Source organism: Devosia marina (assembly GCF_009758415.1).
Taxonomy (GTDB): domain Bacteria; phylum Pseudomonadota; class Alphaproteobacteria; order Rhizobiales; family Devosiaceae; genus Devosia; species Devosia marina.
On the sequence record NZ_WQRF01000004.1, the window covers coordinates 165,747 to 183,489 of the forward strand.

At 60.1% G+C, this 17,743-nt stretch carries 16 protein-coding genes and 4 pseudogenes; 8 read left to right on the plus strand and 12 right to left on the minus strand.

Annotated elements, in window-relative coordinates; genetic code table 11:
* The first annotated feature begins 272 nt into the window (after window positions 1-272).
* The gene (locus GO014_RS14075; protein WP_157290961.1) at window positions 273-599 is read left to right on the plus strand and encodes a DUF305 domain-containing protein; all 327 of its coding nucleotides are present in this window, start codon (window positions 273-275) and stop codon (window positions 597-599) included.
* Between the two features lie 220 nt (window positions 600-819).
* On the opposite strand, the pseudogene GO014_RS14080 reads toward GO014_RS14075, so the two are convergent.
* From GO014_RS14080 to GO014_RS14100, 5 genes and pseudogenes are all read right to left on the minus strand, one after another.
* Window positions 820-957: pseudogene (locus tag GO014_RS14080) on the minus strand (transposase); the annotation flags it as partial.
* A gap of 140 nt (window positions 958-1,097) precedes the next feature.
* Window positions 1,098-1,856 (minus strand): ATP-binding cassette domain-containing protein, encoded by a 759-nt coding sequence (locus tag GO014_RS14085; RefSeq protein ID WP_211198463.1) that lies wholly within the window; start codon window positions 1,854-1,856, stop codon window positions 1,098-1,100.
* Between the two features lie 62 nt (window positions 1,857-1,918).
* Entirely contained in the window at window positions 1,919-3,028 is a 1,110-nt protein-coding gene (locus GO014_RS14090) for an ABC transporter permease (RefSeq protein WP_116589496.1), read from the minus strand.
* A gap of 86 nt (window positions 3,029-3,114) precedes the next feature.
* Window positions 3,115-4,041, minus strand: a complete 927-nt coding sequence (locus GO014_RS14095; protein WP_157290963.1) for a sugar ABC transporter substrate-binding protein — start codon at window positions 4,039-4,041, stop codon at window positions 3,115-3,117.
* Between the two features lie 120 nt (window positions 4,042-4,161).
* Window positions 4,162-4,995, minus strand: a complete 834-nt coding sequence (locus GO014_RS14100) for a MurR/RpiR family transcriptional regulator (protein ID WP_157290964.1) — start codon at window positions 4,993-4,995, stop codon at window positions 4,162-4,164.
* A 75-nt stretch (window positions 4,996-5,070) separates the two neighbouring features.
* Here GO014_RS14100 and GO014_RS14105 point away from each other — a divergent pair, with 75 nt between their 5' ends.
* The 3 genes from GO014_RS14105 to GO014_RS14115 are packed head-to-tail and all read left to right on the plus strand — an operon-like array spanning window position 5,071 to window position 7,978.
* Window positions 5,071-6,204, plus strand: a complete 1,134-nt coding sequence (locus GO014_RS14105; protein ID WP_157290965.1) for a Gfo/Idh/MocA family protein — start codon at window positions 5,071-5,073, stop codon at window positions 6,202-6,204.
* Entirely contained in the window at window positions 6,201-7,202 is a 1,002-nt protein-coding gene (iolG, locus tag GO014_RS14110; RefSeq protein WP_157290966.1) for an inositol 2-dehydrogenase, read from the plus strand. The genes GO014_RS14105 and iolG overlap by 4 nt, the downstream gene beginning before the upstream one ends.
* Window positions 7,203-7,204: 2 nt before the next feature.
* Window positions 7,205-7,978 carry a TIM barrel protein gene (locus GO014_RS14115; RefSeq protein WP_179952979.1) on the plus strand — a complete coding sequence of 258 codons (774 nt, stop codon included), beginning with the start codon at window positions 7,205-7,207 and terminating at the stop codon, window positions 7,976-7,978.
* A gap of 254 nt (window positions 7,979-8,232) precedes the next feature.
* Here the strand turns inward: GO014_RS14115 and GO014_RS14120 are convergent, their stop codons facing one another.
* Window positions 8,233-9,117 carry a LysR family transcriptional regulator gene (locus GO014_RS14120; RefSeq protein ID WP_157290967.1) on the minus strand — a complete coding sequence of 295 codons (885 nt, stop codon included), beginning with the start codon at window positions 9,115-9,117 and terminating at the stop codon, window positions 8,233-8,235.
* Window positions 9,118-9,262: 145 nt separating this feature from the next.
* On the opposite strand from GO014_RS14120, the gene GO014_RS14125 reads away from it, so the two are divergent.
* From GO014_RS14125 to GO014_RS14140, 4 genes and pseudogenes are all read left to right on the plus strand, one after another.
* Complete coding sequence (locus GO014_RS14125) at window positions 9,263-10,237, plus strand: aldo/keto reductase (RefSeq protein WP_157290968.1); 975 nt, start codon at window positions 9,263-9,265, stop codon at window positions 10,235-10,237.
* Between the two features lie 13 nt (window positions 10,238-10,250).
* Window positions 10,251-11,033, plus strand: a pseudogene (locus GO014_RS14130) (SDR family NAD(P)-dependent oxidoreductase).
* 11 nt (window positions 11,034-11,044) lie between these two features.
* Window positions 11,045-11,956, plus strand: a complete 912-nt coding sequence (locus tag GO014_RS14135; protein ID WP_157290969.1) for an NAD-dependent epimerase/dehydratase family protein — start codon at window positions 11,045-11,047, stop codon at window positions 11,954-11,956.
* A 9-nt stretch (window positions 11,957-11,965) separates the two neighbouring features.
* Complete coding sequence (locus GO014_RS14140) at window positions 11,966-12,895, plus strand: aldo/keto reductase (RefSeq protein WP_157290970.1); 930 nt, start codon at window positions 11,966-11,968, stop codon at window positions 12,893-12,895.
* Window positions 12,896-13,440: 545 nt separating this feature from the next.
* On the opposite strand, the pseudogene GO014_RS19655 reads toward GO014_RS14140, so the two are convergent.
* The 6 genes and pseudogenes from GO014_RS19655 to nqrM all read right to left on the minus strand — a co-directional run.
* Window positions 13,441-13,611, minus strand: a pseudogene (locus GO014_RS19655) (IS91 family transposase); the annotation flags it as partial.
* A gap of 247 nt (window positions 13,612-13,858) precedes the next feature.
* Window positions 13,859-14,320, minus strand: coding sequence for a hypothetical protein (locus GO014_RS14150; RefSeq protein WP_157290972.1), 462 nt, complete (start codon window positions 14,318-14,320; stop codon window positions 13,859-13,861).
* A gap of 199 nt (window positions 14,321-14,519) precedes the next feature.
* Window positions 14,520-14,829, minus strand: a pseudogene (locus GO014_RS14155) (transposase); the annotation flags it as partial.
* 434 nt (window positions 14,830-15,263) lie between these two features.
* A complete protein-coding gene (locus tag GO014_RS14160; RefSeq protein ID WP_116589863.1) occupies window positions 15,264-17,033 on the minus strand; it encodes an SLC13 family permease in 1,770 nt (589 codons plus the stop codon).
* Window positions 17,034-17,171: 138 nt separating this feature from the next.
* Window positions 17,172-17,567: a CBS domain-containing protein gene (locus tag GO014_RS14165; RefSeq protein WP_157290973.1), complete on the minus strand. Its 396-nt coding sequence runs from the start codon at window positions 17,565-17,567 to the stop codon at window positions 17,172-17,174.
* A complete protein-coding gene (gene nqrM / locus GO014_RS14170) occupies window positions 17,560-17,736 on the minus strand; it encodes a (Na+)-NQR maturation NqrM (RefSeq protein WP_157290974.1) in 177 nt (58 codons plus the stop codon). Before nqrM ends, GO014_RS14165 begins: the two co-directional genes overlap by 8 nt.
* Window positions 17,737-17,743: the final 7 nt, after the last annotated feature.

Below are 17,743 nucleotides of genomic sequence, written 5' to 3' on the forward strand. Positions count from 1 at the left end.
TGGATGGGCGAACGCATCGATCGCCCCCCAAGGTTCCTCGAAACCCGATTGCCTGAAACTCAAACAAGTCCATTCGAGGAAAACAAAATGAAATTCATCCATACAGCTCTGGTTGCCGCCGCTCTCTTCAGTGTATCCGCTTCGTCGGTCCTGGCTCAGGACGCAATGGCCGGGCACGATATGTCCGCCATGGACGGCGATAGCGCCCTGGCGCCCGAGCTGCCCGAGATCTGCAACTCGTCCCAAGGGATGGCAGGAGACATGGCGATGGCATGCACCACGAGATGGATCAGGCCCATATGGACTTAATGGCCGGCATGAACGAGACAAACAACCAGATGATGGCCTCGATGATGGTTGAGGACATTGACGTCGCGTTCGTCTGTTCGATGATCCCGCATCATCAGGGCGCGATCAACATGGCGAAGGCCGAGCTCGCGCACGGCGACAATCAGTGGGCCAAGGACATGGCTGACGGCAGTCGTCGCCCTGGTCTTTGCTTCGCTGCTCGCCACGCCGGTCGTGGCTGCGGCAGCGCATTCGCATGTCATTGGGGCCGTTGTCGAAGCCGTGGAATCGCACGGCCACGTCCATGGTGATGTCGGCGCGGATATCCACGACGCCACCGATCATGCCCATGATGTGCCCCATCATCCGAGTGTCCAGACTGTCGTCTTGGTCCACCTCTCGCCGGATTGGCCCGGCGGCATGGTCTTGAGCATAAAGAGCTCCATCCGGTTCGGTACCGAAAGACCACCCAAAACCTTGCTGTGACCCGCCAGAGGCAAGCCCCTCGTAGCCGGCCGGCGCGTCCCTTCACTGCAGCCCGTTGCGGATCACGTAAACAATCCCGCTCACCACCCGCCGGTCATCGACCCGCGGAACCACGTGCGAAAGTGGAAAGAACGGCGAAATCTGCGCCATCTGGCGCTCGCTCAGCAGGAACAAATCGCCCATCACGGCCTCCTTCTCAGAGACCGAGAACCACATCTCAATCGGAACCACTAGGTCCTGAGCCTAGTGTATGCCGTCAACGAGGAAGCCGCGAACGTCGAGGCACCGACGGAAGTGCGGTCTGACGTCCAGGGATTTGGCCGTCAGACCGTGCCTCCAAGCGAACCTTCGAGCTTGGCCAGTTCCTGACCGCCAGCCATCAAATCCTGCAATTGTTCGGAGGTGATTTCACCGCGCTTGGCCGTACCCAGGGTCTTACCCCGATTGAGGACCGTGAACCGATCCCCCACAGCCATGGCGTGACGTACGTTGTGGCTGATGAAGACCACACCCACGCCCTGCTTGCGCACCTTGTCGATGGTGGCCAGAACGTTGGAGGTCTGCCGCACGCCTAGGGCGGAGGTGGGTTCGTCCAGAATGAGGATTTTGGCACCGAAATGCACTGCCCGCGCAATGGCGACCGTTTGGCGCTCGCCACCAGAAAGAGTACCCACAGCCTGATCCGGCGCGCGCAGATTGATCCCCATTTCCCGCATTTCGGTCATGGCAATCTCATTCATGCGATCCATGTCCAGCCGCTTGAACGGCCCCACGCCTTTGGTCGGCTCACGCCCCATGAAGAAGTTCCGGGTTACGCTCATCAGCGGGATCATTGCGAGATCCTGGAACACCGTGGCGATGCCTGCCTCCATGGCGTCACGCGGTGTTGAGAACGACATCTGTTTGCCTTCAAACAGGATCTGGCCGCTTGTGGGCTTGTGCACCCCGGACATGGTCTTGATGAAAGTGGACTTGCCCGCGCCATTGTCGCCGAGCAGACAATGGCATTCGCCAGGCTTTACGTCGAAGCTGACCCCGGCCAAAGCAATGATATTGCCGAAATGCTTTTCGATGTTCTGCATTTCGATGATCGGGGCAACGTCGGGCGCTTCGCCATGATGGAACTTGGAGTCTGCGGTCATGATCAGCGCTCCCCGGTGACGCGTTTGCGGATCGCGTTGTTAAAGAGAACGGCGACGAGCAGCATGCCGCCCAGGAAGACCTGGAACCAGTCCTGGTCGAAATCGGTATAGGTCAACCCGATCACGACCATGCCGAAGATGACAGCGCCGAAGAAAGCGCCGATGGCAGAACCATAGCCGCCGGTGAGCAGACAGCCGCCGATCACTGCCGCAATAATGGCCTCGAACTCCTTCATGAAGCCGCGGCGGGCATCGGTCGAGCCTGCGTCCATTACGGTGATGATGGCGACCAAAGCAGCGCAGCACGCCGTGACCATGAACAGCGAAATCTTCACCTTTCGCACCGGCACGCCCGCATTGCTCGCAGCATTGGCGTCCCCACCGGCGGCAAATATCCAGTTGCCAACTGGAGTTCTGAGCAGGACCCATGTCGCCAAAAGGGCGATCAGCACGAACCAGACGATCTCGATCGGCAATCCCGGCACTTTGGGCGCGCCATTGTTGAAGGTTTCAATGATTCCGGCATCGGCAAGTACCTTGAAAAGTGCGCCAAATGCATCCCCTGAGAAGAATGGCGCGAGCCAGTCCCCTTCCACGGCTTCGCGCACACCGCGAAGTTGGGTGGAGCCACCGGTGGCGATCTTGAGGCCCACCAGCGACAGTCCTCGCAAAACGAACAGGAATGCCAGGGTCACGATGAAGGATGGCAGTCCGGAGCGGATCACGATGATGCCGTTGATCGATCCGACCATGGCTGAGAGCAGGAAGGTCGCCGGAATGGCGATAATAAGCGGCAGGCCAAGCGTGACGGTGGCCGCGGCAAAGAACAGGCCGGCGAAGGCGACCATCGATCCGATCGAGAGATCGAATTCACCCCCGATCATCAGCAGCGAGGCCCCGATGGCAAGTATGCCGAGCTGGGCGGCGGGCGTCATGAAGTTGACGATCCCGGAGAAGGTGAACATCGCCGGATCGGCGGTTAGCAGGAAGAAGACCGTGACCAGGATGAATCCGGCAACGGCGCCGAGTTCGGGCCTCTTGAGGATACGGGCGCCCAGGCCCTCGGCCTTCATGCGCTCGTCTCTTACAGCCTGTGCAGCATCTTCTGACATATGGTCCTCCCTGGAGATCTGGCGATGCTTGTGGGCCGTGACGCGGTGTGCAGCACGGCCCCGGTTTCACAACGTCATGGCAGCGGTTAGCGGATGCCCTGAGCGGATAGCTCGACCACCTGGCCCGCCTTGTCGGCGGTGATCAGGTTCGGACCGGACGGCACGTCGCCGCCGGGCACGAGACCGTACTTGGCGTGCAGCGCCAAGAAGGTCACCGGCAGGTAGCCCTGGAGGAATTGCTGCTGATCGATGGCGAACGCGGCATCGCCGTCAGCGACGGACTGCAGGAAGTTGGCGGACAGATCGAAGGTACCGATGAGCACATCGCCCGTGCGACCAACGGCAGCAACCGCAGCTACCGCGGGCTCACCCACCAGGCTGGCGCCAAGACCCATCACCGTATCGATATCCGGGTTGGACTCGAGGGCTGCGCGAATTTTGGCCTCGACCTCGGCCGGATCGTTGTTGGTGGGAACCACTTCAACGGTGCCGCCGAAACCTTCGATGAAACCTTCGCAGCGCAGATCGAGAGCGACGTTGCCGACTTCCTGGTTGACGCAGATGGCGGTTGTGCCACCCATCTCGGCCAGCTTCTCACCAGCCGCCTTGCCAGCAGTGAATTCGTCCTGGCCGACGTGGAGCAATGCTCCGAGTTCCTTGGCAACGTCCGAACCAGAGTTCATTGAGATGACCGGGATGCCGGCCGCAACAGCGCGTTGGATGGAGGGGCCAAGAGCGTCGGCATCCGGGATGGACACAACGAGCCCGTCGGGCTCCTGGTTCACGGCGGCGTCGATCAACTGGCTCATCTGCACCATGTCGAAGGTCTCAGGGGATCGGAAGTCGACATTGGCGCCGGTGTCGGCCGCAGCGGCCTCCACGCCGTTCTTCACCACTGACCAAAACGGATCGTTGGCCTGGCCATGGGCAACGACGATGATTTCCTGCGCCGCAGCCGGAGAAGAGAATCCGACAGCCGCAGCAATGGCGACCGCCTTGAGCAATTTAGACATGTTACCTCCCATATGTGTTTTGTGGACTATTCCACTGCGCTCGCCTCCTCAGCGGGCGCCCTCCCGACCATTTCGCTCCTACGAAATGGAATATTTATTCTATTAATCCTCTGGATGGCTTTAGTCAACGCTGCTTTGCATCGCCTTGATCGCAACCGCCAGCGTAGTGGTCAGAGTGATCGAGGCGGTGAGCGAACGAAACCCTGCAACCTCGTCCTCACGCGCAATCAGCATTTCAGTGGCAAATTCGTTAAGAGGGCAATTGTCCGAGTCGGTAAGTCCATAGACCTTGATGCCCCGATCCGCTGACTCTCTGGCCAGCCTGATGGTTTCGGGGGAGAAGGGAGCGAAAGACACAGCAAACACAACGTCTCCCTCGAAGATGGTGCCGGACGCATTCAGCATGCCAGAGGCGTAGTGCAGCGAAGACGGCACTTCGAGCTTGTCGAGCAAATAGGCCATGCTCGACACCACGGCATAAGCACGGCGAAGGCCGATCAGATGAATGACGCGGGCCTGTGCCATGCCCCGAGCGATCCTGTCCAGACCTTCATTGGTAACTGAGTTGGCCAGCGAGAGAAGCGACTTATGACCGGCCTCGGCGAACTCGGCGAGCAATTGTCCAGTACCAACATCTGCCTGGAACCGCAGATTGCCGAGACGATCCTGATAGTCCGGGCGGAAATCGGTAACCTGCGCCTTGAACAGGCCCTGCATTTCCGAATAGCCAGAAAAACCCAATGCCTGGCAGAACCGCATATAGGCCGAGGGAGCCACGCCTGACGCCCGCGCCATCTCCGACACTGTAGAGACCGGAATGAGATGCAGATGGCGACGGGTAAACAATGCGCATTGCTTCAAACGCTTGGGCAGAATATCAGCGCCTGCATCGAGCCGCTCAAGCACCTCGGTGACTGTCTGGGGGACCAGAGCTGAAGATTGCGGGGCGGTCATCTCGTTCCTCTCTTGACAGCCAGCCTACAACCGAACATTGGATTTTGGAACAAAAATTCTGAAAGGGAGGCGGTCATGGCAATGGGGTTGGGCCTCATAGGCACCGGTTTCATGGGTAAGGCCCATGCCCTGGCGTACCGCCAGGCCGGGGCCGTATTCGGCGATTTGCCAGAGGTGCGGCTAGCCCTAATCTGTGACACCCCCGCCGACAAGGCCACGGAGATGGCTCGGCAGTTCGGTTTTTCGGGAGCAAGAGACAACTGGCGCGAACTCGCGACCGCTCCCGAGGTCGACATCGTCTCGATCACCGCGCCCAACGGGCTGCACTGCGAAATGGCACTGGCGGCGATTGCAGCTGGCAAGCATGTGCATTGCGAAAAGCCCATGGCCCTGACCCTGAGCGATGCGCAAGCGATGCAGACGGCGGCTGAACAGGCCGGCGTGCGTACAATGGTGGGGTACAACTACATCCACAACCCCGCGGTGCAGCACGCCCGCCGTCTGATCGAAGCGGGCGAGATCGGCCGGCCGGTGCACTTCCGCGGGTGGGTCGACGAAGACTATCAGGCTGACCCTGAGCTGGCTTGGACCTGGCGCGCCAAGCGTGCGGATGCCGGACTTGGGGCGCTTGGCGATCTCGGATGCCATCTGGTCTCAATGTCCCATGTTCTGATGGGTCCAATCGACAGCCTGGTCGCAGACACGCAGATCATTCATCCCACCCGCCCCCTCGCCTCTGGTTCCGGCCGCGCGGCGGTGGAGAACGAGGATGCGGCCTCCGCCCTGGTTCATTACGCCAATGGGGCGCAGGGGACGCTATGTACGTCCCGTTCCGCCTGGGGGCGCAAGAACCGCCTCGACTGGGAAGTTCATGGCACCAAGGGCATGATCACCTTCTCCCAGGAGCGGATGAACGAATTGCGGCTCTACCGCAATCAGGGCGCTCCAGGTTTGCAGGGCTTTTCGACCATTCTGACGGGTCCCGCACACGAGCCCTATGGCGCGTTCTGCCCGGCACCCGGCCATCAACTGGGCTTTGGCGACCTCAAGACCATCGAAGTCGCCCGGTTCCTGCGCAGCATTGCGGCAAATGAGCCCTGCTTTCCAAACTTCACTGACGCGCTCACCTTCGAGCGTGTCATACACGCAATTGACCTGTCGGCACGTGAAGGCCGTCGCGTCCATCTCAATGAGGAACTCGATACATGAAAACCGCCCTTTTTGGCGCCGGGCGCATCGGCCGTGTGCATGCTGCCTCTATCAAGACAGACCCGCGCTCGGAGTTGGTCGCGGTAACTGACGTGGTCAGCGAAGCTGCCGCCGCCTTGGCCCGCGAGCACGGCGTTGAGGCGCGCGCTCCCGAGGACATCCTGGCCGACAAGAACATCGACGCCATTCTCATCGCCTCCTCCACCAACACCCATGCCGAACTGATCGAAAAGGGTGCGGCGGCTGGCAAGGCGATCTTCTGCGAAAAACCGATTGATCTGTCGCTGAGCCGTGCACTCGAGCTGTCGAAACGCATCGCCGGACATGCCCGACCCATGATGATGGGTTTCAACCGCCGCTTTGATCCAAACTTTGCCGCCGTCAAGGCAGCCTTTACCGCCGGAGAAGTCGGCAAAGGAGAAATGCTGGCCGTTACGTCCTATGATCCGGCACCGCCGCCGGTGAGCTATATCAAGGTGTCGGGCGGACTGTATCGCGACATGATGATCCACGACTTCGACATGTGTTCCTTCATGTTCGGCATGCCAAAAACCGTCACCGCCCACGGTTCGTGTCTGGTAGATCCCGAAATCGGTGCCGCCGGCGACATCGATACCGCTGTCGTCGTGCTGAGCTATGCCGACGGCCGCATCGCCACCATCCGCAATTCCCGCCGTGCACCCTATGGCTATGACCAGCGGGTCGAGCTGGTTGGCTCGGAGGGTACACTGGCTGCCGAAAACGAGATCGAGAACACGGTTGTAAAATCTACATCTGCGGGTGTGGTGTCGGCCAAGCCGGTCTATTTCTTCCTCGAGCGCTACATGCGGGCCTATTCGATTGAATGGTCGGCCTTTGTCGATGCGGTTGTCGAGGGCAAGCCGGTTCCCGCCACCATCCAGGATGGCGTCAACGCATTGGCACTGGCCGAGGCCGCAAATCTGTCATTTGGCGAAAAGCGCACGGTCGACCTGGCCGAAGTGCTGCCGGGAGTCTGACCATGGCCTTCACCCTTGCCGCCTGTGCGGAAATGCTGTGGCGCGACAAGCCGATCGAATGGCGCTGCGCGCGCCTCCACGAAATGGGGTTTCAGGTCGGTCTCTGGAACTGGCCCGCCCACGACATCGACAAACTCATCGCTTCCGGCGCACGCTTTTCGATCATGAATGGCTACCTGGAAGGGCGGCTTGCCGATGACACTGGTGCCGACATGTTGCTGGCCTCGGCGCGGGAAGCGGCTTTGGTAGGGAAGCGCCTGGGTGTTGCCAGGCTCAACCTGCATGGCACCGGACTTGGCGATGGAGGCCGTCCCAGTATTGCCGAAGTGGCTACACCGCTTAAGTGGGTCAAGGCGCTGGACACTCTCAACCGCATCTGCGACCTGGCTGAAGAGCTCGACGTAGTCTTCACACTCGAAAACCTGAACCTGCCCGTTGATCATGCGGGGGTGCCCTTCGCCCGCGCCGAGGAGACGCTTGCTCTGGTCTCGGCCGTCAATCGGCCACGCTTGCGGCTCAACCTGGATCTCTATCATGCCCAAATCGGCGAGGGTAACTTAATCGAACTGTGCCAGGCATGCCTGCCCTGGATCGGCGAAATTCAGGTGGCCGACGTTCCCGGCCGCTGCGAGCCGGGCACCGGGGAGATCAATTATTGCGGTGTCGCCCGGGCACTCAGGGCCATGGGATATGATGGCCCGGTGGGCATGGAAGCCTTTGCGTCGGCCGATCCCGAAAACGCCCTCGAGGCCTTCAGGCAGGCCTTCACTGTTTAGCGCCACCTGGATTGGGATCTGAAAGGTCGGTCAGCGGACGCCACCCGCATTACGTCGATCAGCCGCAAACGCGAGCTTGCCCGGCATGGACAGCGCAGCCGCTACGGCAGACTATCTTCTCCCCTCTACAATTCTCACGGCGAGGCTCAAGCGGTCAGGCAGCGGAATGTGGGCTGCGGACTGAGTAGGGAGATTAGAAAACCGCCACACGGGAGCTGAGTACAGAATTCGGTCTCGCACAACCACGCCTTTGGCTAGCTTAATACATCCATGGGCAAGAGATCGAGGAACTGCGCGATTGACGCGGTTCCTGAAATTTGAACTCTACTGGCAACGACGATTTCCCAACACAATTCTGGACCGGAGATAGCGCAGCTTCTGAGCGTTTTCTGCCTGCTACGTGCCACAGATTGCGGGACCAGGGCGACGCCAAGTCTTTGTTCCACCAGATTGAGTAGCGTCCCGAGATCGCTCACTTCAAAGATCACTCGTCGGTCTACCAGTTCTTCGGTGAAGGCCCGGTCGATGAGACCCCGGGTACCAAGACCTTTCTCAAAATCGACGAATGGCACGGTGGAAAGTTGTCGCAGTGTCACGGCGTCGCCCGACAAAAAACTCGCTTCCGGCGAACACACCAACACCAGTTCTTCGCAGGCGACCAGCCTCGTTTCGATGCCCCTTTGCGCTTCGAACGCGGGCAAAAATGCAAGGTCCAGATCGCCACGCTCCAATTTGTCCAGTAAGTGCGCGGCGCCAGCCTGCACCAGGCTGATCTCAACCTGAGGATACTGCGCATGGAACCTAGCCAGGACCTGAGGCAGTTGCAGGAAGGCTGGCAAGCTTTGCACCGAGCCAATCGTCAGCCGACCCGCCTGTCCCAGTTCCACGGCCCGCACGGCATCGCGCGCTTCTGCTACCGTCGCCAGCACCTTTTCCGCTTTGGACAACAAGGTATGCCCGGCGGCTGTCAGCCTGACCTTTCGGGTCGTGCGGACAAAAAGCTGCGCCGAGAGCTCCTCCTCCAAGGCTTGTATAGACGTAGAAAGAGCGGACTGGGCCACATTGAGCTTTCTGGCCGCGCGGGTGAAGTGCTCCATTCGTGCGGCAGCGACAAAGTAGTGAAGTTGGCGCAGCTCCATGACCCTTTCATCTCCAATCCAGAATAATCAAATCGCAATAATCTATTTGAGTGATGAACCAAAGCTGCCCAAAGTGCAACACAACTCGTCGGGCGGTTGCCCTGAGGCGACGCGCCGGCTGCATCATGACATCGAGGAGATTGATATGCGCACCATCAGGCTTGGTCATACGGGGCTGGAAGTCAGCCGCATCTGTTTTGGCTGCATGTCCTTTGGCAAGGTCACCGAGGAGCGCCCCTGGGTCCTGGGTCTCGATGAGGCGCGCCCCATGTTTCAGGCGGCCTGGGACGCCGGCATCAACTTCTTTGACACCGCCAATGTCTATGCGCAGGGGACGAGCGAAGAGATCACCGGAGCGCTTATCAAAGAACTGGCGCCGCGCGAGCAGATCGTGCTGGCCACCAAGGTGTTCGGCCGCATGCGGCCCGGCCCGAACGGTCAGGGCCTGTCCCGCAAGGCGATCCTGGGCGAAATCGACAATAGTCTTCGTCGTCTGGGCACCGATTATGTCGACCTCTACCAGATTCACCGCTTCGACCCGTTCACGCCCGTAGAGGAGACGATGGAAGCCCTGCACGATGTCGTTCGTGCCGGCAAGGCCCGCTATATTGGCGCGTCCTCGATGTGGGCATGGCAGTTCGCCAAATTGCAGCAGGCGGCCCAGAGCAATGGATGGACGCGTTTTGTGTCCATGCAGGACCAAATCAACCTGACCTATCGCGAAGAAGAGCGGGAAATGGTTCCCCTGTGTATTGATCAGGGCATTGCCCTCTTGCCCTGGAGCCCGCTCGGCGGCGGCAAGTTGACCCGCCCCTGGGGCACACAGACCAAACGCGCCAGCACGGACCGCTACAACAAGACCATGTATGAGCAGACCGAGGGCAACGCTCAGGCGGTCGTCGAGGCCGTGGAGGCCGTAGCCAAGGCGCGCGGCGTATCCATGGCCCAGATCGCAATGTCCTGGGTCCTGCACAAAAAGGGCGTGACGGCGCCGATCGTCGGCATCAGCAAGCTCTCGCATCTGCAGGACGCCGTCGCGGCCGAGGAACTGACCTTGAGTGGCGATGAAATCGCTCGGCTTGAAGCGCCCTATCGTCCGATTGCTGTGACCGGCTTTTAGGCCCTGGGGAGAAATGACTATGACTTCACTTCTCGTTCCGGACCTCGCCGGCAAGAGCGTTCTGATCACTGGCGCTTCCACCGGAATTGGTGCAGCCCTGGCCGTGGCCTTTGCCAATCAGGGTGCTAGTGTCGGCCTGCACTACAATTCCAGCGCTGACGCGGCGCGCAAACTGGCATCCGAGATCGAAGGGGCAGGCGGCAAGGTGGCCCTGATCAAGGCCGACGCGACCCGATCAGAAGAGATGGACCGGGCCGTCGAGGAAACTGCGGCAGCCTTCGGCCGTCTAGACGGTCTCGTGAATAATGCCGGCGGCATGGTTGCCAGGCTGTCTTACGCAGCGATGACAGATGAGCACTATGACGCGGTCATGGATCTCAACGCGCGCTCGGTCCTTGCGGCCAGCCGTGCCGCGATCCCGCATCTGTAGGCGGCAGGGGGTGGATTTATCATCAACACCACCTCCATTGCCGCACGCAATGGGGCCAGCAATGGAGCCGGTATCTACGGTTCGTCAAAGGCCTTTATTGCCAATGTCACCCGCGGCATGGCCAAGGAACTGATCCCCTTCGGCATCCGCGTCAATGCTGTGGCGCCAGGGGTGATCACCACGCCATTTCACGAACGTTATTCAACCGCCGAACAGATGCAGGCCGCCCTCAGCACCATTCCGCAGGGTCGCCATGGCACGCCAGAGGATTGCGTAGGCGTCTATTTGTTCCTGGCCTCGAACATGCTCTCGCCCTACATCATCGGGCAGGAGATCGAGGTCAATGGCGGCCAACTCATGCCTTGAGGAGACGTAACATGGGCAAACGCATCATCTTCACCGGCGGCAGTGGCAAGGCCGGGCGCCATGCCGTCGCTTATCTCGTGGCGCAAGGCCATACTGTTCTAAATCTCGATCTGAAGCCGCTCGATATCGAGGGCGTCAATACGCTGATCACAGACCTGACAGATAGCGGCCAGGTTTTTAATGCGCTCTCCATGCATTTTGACTTTACCGGTTTCAAAACCGGCAAGGGCCCTGCTCCCGTGGATGCCGTGGTGCATTTCGCCGCCATTCCGCGTGTGCTGATCCATCCTGACAACGAGACTTTCAAGGCTAACGTCACCTCGACCTACAACGTCATCGAGGCGGCAACCAAGCTGGGGATCGGCAAGATCATCATTGCCTCGAGCGAGACCACCTATGGCGTGTGTTTCGCCGAGGGCGACAAGGACTATAAGCAGTTCCCCCTGGAAGAGGATTATGACATCGACCCGATGGACAGTTATGGCCTGTCCAAGTTGGTCAATGAAAAGACCGGCCGAGCCTTTGCCATGCGCACGGGAGCAGACATCTACGCTTTGCGCATCGGCAATGTCATCGAGCCCGAAGACTATGCCCGTTTCCCCTCGTTTCTAGCCGACCCTCCATCGCGTAAACGAAATGCCTGGAGCTATATCGATGCGCGCGATCTTGGCCAGATTGTCGACCTCTGCATCGCCAAGGATGGCCTTGGCTTCCAGGTGTTCAACGCGGTCAATGATGAAATTACAGCGAACGAACCGAGCGAGTCGTTTCTCGCCAAATGGGCACCGAACACGCCCATTGCACGGCCTATGGATGCGTTCGAAGGTCCCATTTCAAACCGCAAGATCAAGAAGGTCCTGGGGTTCAAGGAAAACCACAACTGGCGCCAATATGTCCCCGGCGCCGAGCGACAAAATCAGTAAGGCCCGTCCATGAAAAACTACAAAGTCCCCAAGAGCAATATCGAGGTGTCCAGCGTCGTGCTGGGTTTGATGCGCATTGCCAAGATGGACAATGCGGAAATCCGCGACCTGTACAATACTGCCCGCGAAGTCGGTATCACCGTCTTTGACCACGCCGACATCTATGGCGGCGACCGGCATCGGTGTGAAGAGCGCTTCGGCGAGGCCGTGACGCTCTCGGCGAGCGAGCGCGAAGCGGTCGTCATACAGAGCAAGGTCGGTATCCGGCGCGGCTGGTTCGATTTTTCCCGCGACCACATTCTCAAGACCGTCGACGAATCCTTGGCGGCCCTGAAGACTGACTATCTCGACGTCCTGCTGCTGCATCGCCCAGACGCACTGGTCGAGCCCGAGGAGGTCGCCGAGGCATTCGATCTGCTTGAAGCAGCCGGGAAGGTCCGCCAATTTGGCGTTTCCAATCACACGCCGGGCCAGATTGAATTGCTCAAAACCGCTGTCAAGCAACCGCTTCGATACAATCAGGTCCAGTTGAGCATTACCCATGCCAACCTGATCGCGCAGGGCGTAGCCGCCAATATGGATGGTAGCGCTCAGTCGATTTCGCGCGATGTGGGGCTGATAGACTACTCCCGCCTAAACGGCATGATGCTCCAGGCCTGGTCGCCCTTCCAAAAGGGCTTTTTTGACGGTGTTTTCGTAGGCGATCGCGAAAGCCATCCCGAGCTCAATGACGAGCTGGATCGGCTCGCCAAAGTTTATGGCGTCACCCCCACCGGCATCGCCGTGGCCTGGATCACCCGTCACCCGGCCAATATTCAGGTTGTCCTCGGAACGACAAGACCGCAGCGTGTGCGAGAATGCGCGGCCGGCTCGGACGTCAAGCTGACGCGGGAGGAATGGTACACCCTATTCCGCGCTGCCGGCCATATTGTGCCCTGAGAGTGCATCCGGGCGCGGTAAACTACATGGCAGACTAGGACTTGTTTCGCACGCGGGACCATGTTCCTGACGATCTCAGGTTCAAGGCACTCACGACTACAACGGCAATGACGTTTTCCAGCCGTCGCTTGGCATTTGATTTCGTCAAACAGAGGGGTCGAGAGAATATCGGCGAATGGATCGAGACAGCGGCTGGACCGGCGGGGCGCTGAACGCCGGCTTTCTGGCAATGGCTAGGGCCGTGCGAGCGGCCGCAATGGTGAAGGGTTTCGGGCGCTGTTTGGCGTACGAAAGCCACCCATGCAGGAACCCGCGGTCCGCATGCACTGGGCTATGGGGTTTTCTGATTTGGCGTGACCGAAGTCCTGCTGCGCACGGCGGCATATGGCGTGGCGCACCTGCCTGTTGAACGTCGTCCGGGCAGCCTTTGAGCCTCAGCGGCGACGGTGTTGCTGAGATTGGCGTGCATGATGGGGGTCGCCGTGGCGCCTGGCACGAACCATCCCGTCGGCCTGCGATGTGGCGCGGCCGTTTGAACGAGCGGATCATGCCGGGTCATGGACGGTCTCCCGGGTTGGAGGTTTCGCGGTCGGTGGGGCGCGCGGCTGGCACCATGCCGCGAAGGTCTCGATGATGACCATGGTGCCGCCGCAGCAGGGATAAGGCGGGCACGGGTCTGGGGCGGTCTCGGCGGCCGGCGGTTCGTCCGACGCCGGTGGCCGCGCCCACTTCCATTTCCTTCAGCCGTTCGGCAGCCAAGCCATTCATCTCGCGCAGAACATCGGCGTTGGGGGGCTTCTCTACCAGCGTGCGCAGGTTCATCACCGAGTCGGTCTTCGGTGGTCCTTCAGGTGCGGGGTTGGGGTAACCAACCAGACCTTACCGGAATTCCGTCGATGACCACCCGTCCGCTACACCTCAAGCTGGGACACGCCCCTCAGTTGCGGAAAAAGCCGATCTATTTCACTTATCGGAGTGGGCCGCGCCATAGATTTCGTATGCCGTGAGAAATGCGGAGCCGATATTCTTTGCCGCAAAAATGCGGTAGACAAAACCCAGAACGCCGGGTGCCTTAACGTCTGTAATTTTGACATGGCAGACTGTGCCTCGCGATGCCTCCACAAAACGGTGCAGGTGATGGGACTGCCCTGTCACGAGCTTTCCGGCTTGGTATGTTTCATCAAACTCGACACTAATCTCTGCGTCACCACGCGTGACAACCACATTGGTGCGCGCCATTCGACCTTCGTTGGTCTCAATGTCAACGGAGCCATCCTGCTGTCCAATCAGGCGGGCACTGGACACCCCGGCCATAAGACCCGTCGTTTCAGCGAAGAACTGTCCGGGATCACTCAGGCCCGCATCGATCACCGAGAGAGGAAAGCGTCCATTCCTGGACCCTTCAAACCAAGGCTTTTTGGACATGATTCTCTCCTCGTTCTGAGCGCAACTGAGTGATTGAGAGATCCGACAGTGCCCAGCGATCGAGGCTACCTCAATACAAGGGGATGTCACACAGGAACTATGCTGGCATTTGGCAGACAGAAAGGGACAGGATCGCGTCCCTTCGCGTGTTGCAAGTGAGGCAAGGGGCCTCAATGCATAACCGACTTGGGCGGGTTGGTCAGCGTGCGGGGACTGCCGGCAGGCTGACGAGGGGATCATCGCTCAATGGGGCGACAGATTCCAGCGACACATATCTGGCGTTGCACAGCCCACTCATCGTTCTGCTCGAGCAGGATGGCGCCGACGAGGCGGATGATGGCGTCCTCGTTGGGGAAGATGCCCACCACCTCGGTCCGACGCTTCACCTCGCCATTGACCCGTTCCATCGGGTTGTTTGAGAGCAGCTGGGCCCGATGCTCCTTGTGGAAGCTCATATGGGCTAGGGCATCGTGGCCGGTCTCGACCATGATGGTGGCGAGCTTGGGTATGCATAGCCACTCACCGGATGGAGTCTGGTCTGTTACCCTATGACCCGCCCGACGTGCTGGAAGGACTATTCGAAAGCATGGACTCCAAAGCCAAACATTGACCCTGTGGAGCGGTGCGTGAAGGTTTGCATCCGCTAAAGGCGACGCAATGCAGTTGTCCGAACGACCGCGAAGGGGCGCAAGACCGTCGGCCCCGATTTCGCTAGCGGAGATTGCGCCAACAACCGGCAAAACGTCTTGCTCACTGCCAACATCGAGCAATGCCGAAGCCGCGGCGCTTGACCACGACCAAACCGCCCGAACCATACTGTCTGCTATGCTCAACGGATAGGCGGTGCCAGTCTGCCCGGCCGGGGACAATCCATTCGGCGCCCCAAAGCACACCCTCACCTGCGTGACCTTGCGCTTGATTAGGCCTTGCGCATGGCGCCAGTTCACAGCGGCCAGAAAAACAGGATTGAGGGAACCCCGACGGCGATGATGATAGCCTCCAGCGGCAGACCCATCCGCCAATAGTCTCCAAAGCGATATCCGCCCGGCCCCATGATGATGGTATTGTTCTTGTGCCCGATGGGGGTCAGGAAGGCACACGATGCCGCCACGGCCACTGCCATCAGGAAAGGGTCGGGCGAGACCTCCAGGGTCTGGGCGATGGACAGGCCGACAGGGGCGGCAATCAGCGCGGTGGCCACGTTGTTTAGGAAGTCGGAGAGGGTCATCGTGACCATCATGAGCAATGTCAGAATGGCCCAGGTCGGCAATGTACCTGTGAGCGAAACTATGCCGTTTGCAATCAGCTCGGTTCCACCGGAGGTTTCGAGGGCCAGCCCGAGCGGGATCAGCGAGGCCAGCAGGACAATGATCGGCCATTCCACCGATTCATAGACTTCGCGCGGGCCAATGATGTTGAACAAGGCGTAGATACTGACGACCATGGCCAGGGCAACAGCCAGTGAAAACAGGCCCATCACCGAGCCCGCCACAGCAGCGGCAAACACGGCAATGGCGAACAGCGCCTTGCTGCGTTGAATGACGGAGTGACTCCTTTCCGCGATGGGAAGCACACCCAGCCAGTCGATCGCGTCGTTCACGCGGTTTTCCGGCCCAAGCAGCAGCACGACGTCGCCTGGCTGAATCGGCAGTTTCCGCACGCGCTGGCGGAAACGGCGACCCTGCCGGGCGACGCCGAGAAGCGCCACACCACGCCGGTTTCGCAGGCCCAGGCCAAGAGCGGTGCGGCCGACCATCCGCGCATTGTCTGGAACTATCGCTTCAATCAGGGTGAGGGACTTTCCTCGGAGCCCGACATGATCTTCGGTGCCCAGGGTCTCCAGATTTGCCGCCCCGATGAATGCCTCGATGGACTTCGGATCACCCTCAAGGATCAGCATGTCGGCGGCGCGCAACTCGGTGCTCGCGGAAAAGCCGGGGAGCCGGCGCCCGTTCCGCACGATCCCCAGCAGGGTGATGTCGTGCTCTTCGGCCAATGGCAGGAGATCGTCCGGGGTTTTGCCGAGGCTCTTGGACTCCTCCCCCACCACCGCTTCGGCCACGAACAATCCCTTGTCCTGCTCATGGCCTGCAACGGCGGCTCCAGCGGCAGGCAACAGGCGCCAGCCGATCAGGGTGACAAAGGCAATACCCACCAAGGCGCAAGTCAGGCCGACCGGCGTGTAGTCGAACATGGAATAGGGTGTGCCCAGCGTGCGCTCGCGAAATTGGGAAACGACAATATTGGGCGGCGTTCCGATGAGAGTGATCATGCCACCCAAAATTGTGGCGAAGGACAAGGGCATCAGCGAGCGCGCGACAGAGCGCTTGCCCTTCTTGGCAGCCTCGATATCGAGCGACATGAGCATGACCAGGGCCGCCACATTGTTGATGATCGCCGAGAGGGCCGCCCCGACGATCGACATGATGCCAATGTGGCTGGACAGAGCTCGATCAGACGAAATTACCAGCCTGGCGATCAGCTCAACAGCGCCGGCATTGGCGAGGGCCCGCGATACGATAAGGACCAATGCGATGATGACGACAGCTTCCTGCCCGAAGCCGGCAAACGCCTGATCTGGCGGCACGACGCCGGCGACAACGGCGATGAGCAAGGCCGCGAAAGCCACGAGATCATATCGAACCCGCCCCCAGACCAGGAACGCGAAGACCAGGCCCATGAGAACAAAGAGAAATATCTGGTCATAGGTCACGTGTTTCGATTGCTCCAGTCCGGTTGATGGCAAATCGCTCAGGGACTGCCGATGCTATACTGTCGGGGCGCTGGGGCAAGGGGATGGCGCAGTGCCAAGGTTGCATCCAGGCGCGCGCCTTGGCGCCTCATGCCGCCCTCAAGACAGTTGGACAAAAGCCCGCAGCAGGTCCGAACGGCTGAGCAGGCCCACGAGGCGGCCGTCCTCGACCACTGGAAAGCGTCGGTAAGGTGTGGCCAGAAAACGCTCCGCAGCCGAGACGATGTCGAGCCCTGCATCCAAGGTCTCGGGCGCTCGGGTCATATACTGGTCCACGGTGCCGCTCCATTCCTTGTAGTAGGCCGCATTTAGTGCCGCCTTGAAGCAATCTTTCTTGGTAAGCATGCCGACAAGCTCGTCGGCCTCCTCCACCACAGGTGCTCCTGACAGTTTGCGATCAAGCAGCAGCCTGACAGCGTGAAGGATTTCCATGCCGGGCGGCACGGTGAGGACGTCGGTGACCATGAAGTCGGCAATGGTGCGGTGTTCAGTCATGGGCATTCTCCCCTCCATGCCGATGCGGACAAGCCTCGCACTCAAGCTTGCCGATGCAGGACAGGCCCCCGCAGGACCCCTTGATCGGCGCCCGGCCCGCCATGACCCCGAGTGCCATGGCAGAGACGGCGAGCCCAAAAACCACTAATGCGGACAGAAACACAGCCATCGACGCC